The sequence below is a fragment of the Candidatus Desulfolinea nitratireducens genome, from assembly GCF_982879505.1.
In genome coordinates this window covers 1-4,604 of the sequence record NZ_CEYOSI010000253.1, presented here as the reverse complement: position 1 = coordinate 4,604, position 4,604 = coordinate 1, and the positions used below count along the sequence as shown (strand labels likewise).

Here is a 4,604-nt window from a genome sequence, read left to right as displayed (position 1 = left end):
TTCACCAGTTTTGTTTTTCGCTAAAGTGGACGACATAAACCGGAATCAGTGGATGATTTCACCGGAATCCGCACTTTTTGGTGATATTGAATTATAGTAAAATCGTTTTACGTTATTCTAGTCGATAGGAGATATGTATGAATACAGTCACTGTTTCCACCAAATATCAGGTGGTCATCCCCCTGAAAGTGCGCCAATCACTTCATATTCAGCCTGGTCAGAAAATGCAAATGATCGCGTACGGGAAACATATTGTCATGATCCCCATCCGACCGATCCAGGAGGCAAGGGGATCTTTGCGGGGAATTGAACCTGATCCCCAGCGCGAAAAAGTGGATCGAGAAATATGAATGTCGTCGATTCTTCTGGCTGGCTGAAGTGTTTTTCCGACGGTGAAAACGCATCCTTTTTCGCACCTGCGATTGAAGATGCTGAGCATCTGATTGTCCCGGCAATCTGGTCAATGAAGTTTTCAGGCGTCTGCTGAGCTTGCGTGATGAGCAAATTGCCCTGGTTCATATTGGAGATATGCATCAGGGACAGATCGCTGACTTAACCGCACCAATCGCCTTGCAAGCTGCCAAACTTTCTGCCGATTTGAAGATAGCCATGGCAGAAAGCATAATTCTGTCCACTTCGCAGACTCATGAAGCCACACTTTGGACTCAAGATGTTGATTTTGAAGGGATAGCAGGCGTTAATTATATTCCTAAGAAGTAGAAGGTAATCAGGTTGGCCGGTTGAGATTGGAAAGGTGAAATTAAGAAAGATTAATGCAGTCCTAATTTCCTGAGCGCGCAGGGCGCGGACGCAAATTCGAAGCCTGACCCTGTAATGCTATCGTAATGCAAAAAGGTGAAAAGAATTTGCCTATCTGATCAAACCCTATATATAATGGATAGGATCCACCAGAACCAGAGCAAAGGAAAAGCAAATGAGTATTCGCCTGCGGTTATTTCTGACCTTCTTCGTCCTGACCGTTCTTCCCCTTGGCATCCTTGGGATGACCATGTTGCAGCCCATCCAGGATGTGGGGGATTTGACGGTTTCTGAAAGTACTGAATTGATGAAGGAACTGGGGGAGGCTTCCATCCAGCAAAAGGCCCTGGATACAGCCCGACAAATCGCCCTGTATCTTGAGGCCCATCCGGCGCTGTTGACGGACCCGGACCTGCTGCTGGCAGATTCAGAACTTGCCGCAATCGCAGTCCAGTCCGTGGGGACAACCGGCTACACCGCCTTATATGATGATCAGGGGATCGTTTACTCCCACGCCAACCCGGCATTGGTCGGCCAGGATATGCATGTCTTTGAAGAGAGCCTGCCCGAATTCTGGGCGATCTTCGAGGCCAGCCTGGACGGAACGAAGGTCGGTTCCTATTATCTCTGGAAGGAACCCGATGATTCGTTCCGCGATAAATTTATGGAATGTGTGCCTGTGGGAGATACAAATCTCAGGATAGCGGCGACCACCTATATTGATGAATTTTACGCGCCGATCCAGGAAACGGAAGAAAAAGCCGAGCAGATCTATATCAAAGCCCGCACCCAGGCAGTTGCCACCCTGGTCGCAGTCGCAGGCCTGGCGCTTTTGGGAGGCTGGTGGCTTTCATCAATCATCAGTAAACCGATCGCTGCGCTGGTTGACGCTTCTCAGGCAGTAGAAAAGGGCCATATCGAAGATGTAAATTTAAAGGAGGTAGAAAAACGAAGCGATGAAATGGGCGCTCTGGCTCGCGTTTTTTCGAATATGGCAGCACAGGTCTATGAGCGTGAGCAATCTCTAAAGGAAGAAGTAAGTGATTTACGCTTGAAAGTGGAGATATTCATTAAGATTGATGAAGCAAAAAAGGAGCGGGATATACACGAAATCACCAAGACAGACTATTTCAATGAACTGGTGAAGCAGGTGAATGATCTAAGAAAATCGAAGGGCGAAGATTGAATTGACCAGATTATCGTAGAAATCATATCTCTTGTTGTAATCCCGGCGATCGTAACCCCCTCGCCGTCAGTCTCAGCTGGGCGAAAAGTGCCAAAAAATAGGCCGGGCTGCGAAAGCAGAGGCAAAAAGGGGCTATGCAAGAAGCCGATTGATTAAGTGTTGTCAGAACAAAGCAATAATCAGCAGGTTCAGCGTTCGAATTTCAGGTAGTCCACCTAAAAAATGCACATAAAAGCAACTCATTATCTTCCTAATAATCTGCCCTCAGGGCAGGTTATTGTTTTCATATTGGAAATTATACTGAACTGCCCCAATTTTCTTGTCAAGAAAGGGTCTTAACAGATATGAAAGGCATGAAATAATTATGTTTAACGGATTAATTTTAGTGTATGATTAATTTTGAACCATGCTGCATATCAGTATAGAGGATGGCTTTTTTTAGTATGAACCCAGATAATGGAGATGGCTTGAGAAACAACATAACTAACAATCAAATTACTGGTGGCGCCAGTATCTTAATAGCGGATGATAATGAGAATTTTCTTGCTTTGATAACACGGCGGGTAGAGAAAATGGGCCATCGTGTAGTTGCTGTCACAGACGGCAGCAAAGCAATTGAAGCAATCAAGAATGATAAATTTGATCTCCTGATCCTGGATATGCAGATGCCAGGTGTTAGCGGTCTTGATGTTATTCAATCCACTCAAAAATATGCCCCAGATCTGGCAATCATCGTAATTACCGGACACGGTTCCATTGAAAATGCGGTTGAAGCACTAAGGTATCGGGTTTTCGACTATTTAACAAAACCACTGGAATCCCTGAAAGTGTTTGAGATAACTGTTCATCGAGCCTTAAACCAGGTTCACCAGTCAAAAGAGAACGCTCGCCTTCTCGAAGAGATCCAACATATGGCAGAATTTGATCCCTTAACCGGATTGTACAATCGCCATCGAATGAATAGCGAATTGGTAAAAGAGATCGAACATGCCAAACGCTTAAAGCATCCCCTTTCATTGATGATGGTAGACATAGATGGCATGAAGCGGATCAATGACACCTTAGGACATGTTATCGGCGATGAAGTTCTTAGCCTGGTTGGACAAGTGCTCAAAAAGGACATACGCACGATAGATATTGCTTTCCGCTTTGGCGGGGATGAGTTCCTTGTTATTAATCCCGGTATCAATGGGAAAGAAGCTAGAGTGCTTGCGTGCCGGATTTTCGATAATATTCGGGAGCTGGATTTTGTAGATGTTGATATTTCAATTAGCATTGGGATTGCTCAGTGGAATGAATCTTATCTTGGGGCTGATGATTTTGTTCAGGCCGCCGATCATGCCATGTATCAGTCCAAAAACTCAGTTGATCAGTTTGTTACGGTAATAAATGAATAAATTACGTTCACTTACGATAAATGGGCATCAGTTTCCTCTATCGAAGCTAAAAGATTGGTTTTATGGTCTTAGGCTGCAATTAATCATACCTTATGTCATCCTGACACTCGCGGTCTCGGGGATTGGCATTTATATTGTTACTCGGTTGGTGACCTCGTCATTGCGTGAAAGGTTTTCCAATCAATTGCTGGAGGCCAGTCGGGTTGCAGCAGACGGCATTGTAAATCGTGAAGAAGCCCATCTGGATAATCTCCGTCTTATGGCGTTTACGGAAGGGGTCTCAAATGCCCTCGAGACAGAAAACAGAACTGAACTAGAAAGCCTGCTTTTTCCTCTGGTAGTCAATGAAAACGTTCAATTACTGACCTTGACAGATCGAAATGGTATCGAAATAATGAGCATTATCCAGAATCCCGACACTGGAGACTATGCAAACTCATTTGGAGCTGATTTATCTGGGCTGGGATTAGTAAGGTTACCGATGATTGGCTTTAGCGATGAGGTCGGGGATAAATTTTCTGCCTTCGACACGACTCAAATTGGTACTTATCTTATGACCAGCGCCCCAGTCTATAACTCCCAGTCTCAATTAGTTGGCGTTATCCTCATAGGAAGCAATGTAGATTCTTTGGTTAAGACAATAAAATCTCAGGCCCTCGCTGATACGATTCTATTGGACACATCCGGGCATGTTCTGGACTCAACATTTCCTTTCATTGATGAGGGAAGAAACAACCTGATGCTGAGTCCAAATGAAGTGGAAGAGCTCGTCATCTCCTTATCAAAAGATGTAACCATATCTGCGAGGGGTTACGAAGTGTTTTATTCTCAATTGATTTTAAGACAAAAAAAAGTTGGGTTTCTGGGGATTGCCCTACCCACGAATTTTGTTGTCGCCACAGAGTCAACAAGTCAGGTCACGCTGAGCATAATCTTCACTTTAGCGACATTGGGAATCGTCGTAATCGGGTACATACTTGCAGTTACTATTGCCCGCCCCATATTGCGGCTGCGTGATGCAGCTGTGGCAGTCGGTTCTGGAGATCTTGACCAACGGGCTCACCTAAGCAGGAGGGATGAGATTGGTCAACTGGGGCATGAATTTGACAAGATGGTAGCTAATCTGCAAGACCGCACATCTGAACTTGCACAATCCGAAAAACTGTCCGCCGTCGGGCAGTTGGCCGCTGGAATCGCCCACGATGTAAAGAATCCGCTTGGTGTGATCAAGGGCCTGGCTGAGGAAATCGAGGAAAATATGC

The 4,604-nt window shown here is 45.2% G+C and carries 6 protein-coding genes; all 6 read left to right on the top strand.

Going from position 1 to position 4,604, the window contains the following annotated elements; all coding sequences use genetic code 11:
* Nucleotides 1–137: 137 nt before the first annotated feature.
* Nucleotides 138–350, top strand: coding sequence for an AbrB/MazE/SpoVT family DNA-binding domain-containing protein (locus AC3DOM_RS15875; protein ID WP_487920019.1), 213 nt, complete (start codon nucleotides 138–140; stop codon nucleotides 348–350).
* Entirely contained in the window at nucleotides 347–487 is a 141-nt protein-coding gene (locus AC3DOM_RS15870; protein ID WP_487920018.1) for a hypothetical protein, read from the top strand. Before AC3DOM_RS15875 ends, AC3DOM_RS15870 begins: the two co-directional genes overlap by 4 nt.
* A gap of 2 nt (nucleotides 488–489) precedes the next feature.
* The gene (locus AC3DOM_RS15865) at nucleotides 490–720 is read left to right on the top strand and encodes a PIN domain-containing protein (protein ID WP_487920017.1); all 231 of its coding nucleotides are present in this window, start codon (nucleotides 490–492) and stop codon (nucleotides 718–720) included.
* 214 nt (nucleotides 721–934) lie between these two features.
* Nucleotides 935–1,945 carry a HAMP domain-containing protein gene (locus tag AC3DOM_RS15860; RefSeq protein ID WP_487920016.1) on the top strand — a complete coding sequence of 337 codons (1,011 nt, stop codon included), beginning with the start codon at nucleotides 935–937 and terminating at the stop codon, nucleotides 1,943–1,945.
* Between the two features lie 467 nt (nucleotides 1,946–2,412).
* Nucleotides 2,413–3,342, top strand: a complete 930-nt coding sequence (locus AC3DOM_RS15855; RefSeq protein WP_487920015.1) for a GGDEF domain-containing protein — start codon at nucleotides 2,413–2,415, stop codon at nucleotides 3,340–3,342.
* A partial coding sequence (locus tag AC3DOM_RS15850) for a HAMP domain-containing protein (RefSeq protein WP_487920014.1) occupies nucleotides 3,335–4,604 on the top strand: 1,270 nt, incomplete at its 3' end. The genes AC3DOM_RS15855 and AC3DOM_RS15850, both read left to right, overlap by 8 nt.

Excerpts from the sequence above, each read along its gene's own strand:
- AC3DOM_RS15875 (WP_487920019.1), top strand. The coding sequence starts at position 138 with ATGAATACAGTCACTGTTTCCACCAAATATCAGGTGGTCATCCCCCTG.
- AC3DOM_RS15870 (WP_487920018.1), top strand. The coding sequence starts at position 347 with ATGAATGTCGTCGATTCTTCTGGCTGGCTGAAGTGTTTTTCCGACGGT.
- AC3DOM_RS15860 (WP_487920016.1), top strand. The coding sequence starts at position 935 with ATGAGTATTCGCCTGCGGTTATTTCTGACCTTCTTCGTCCTGACCGTT.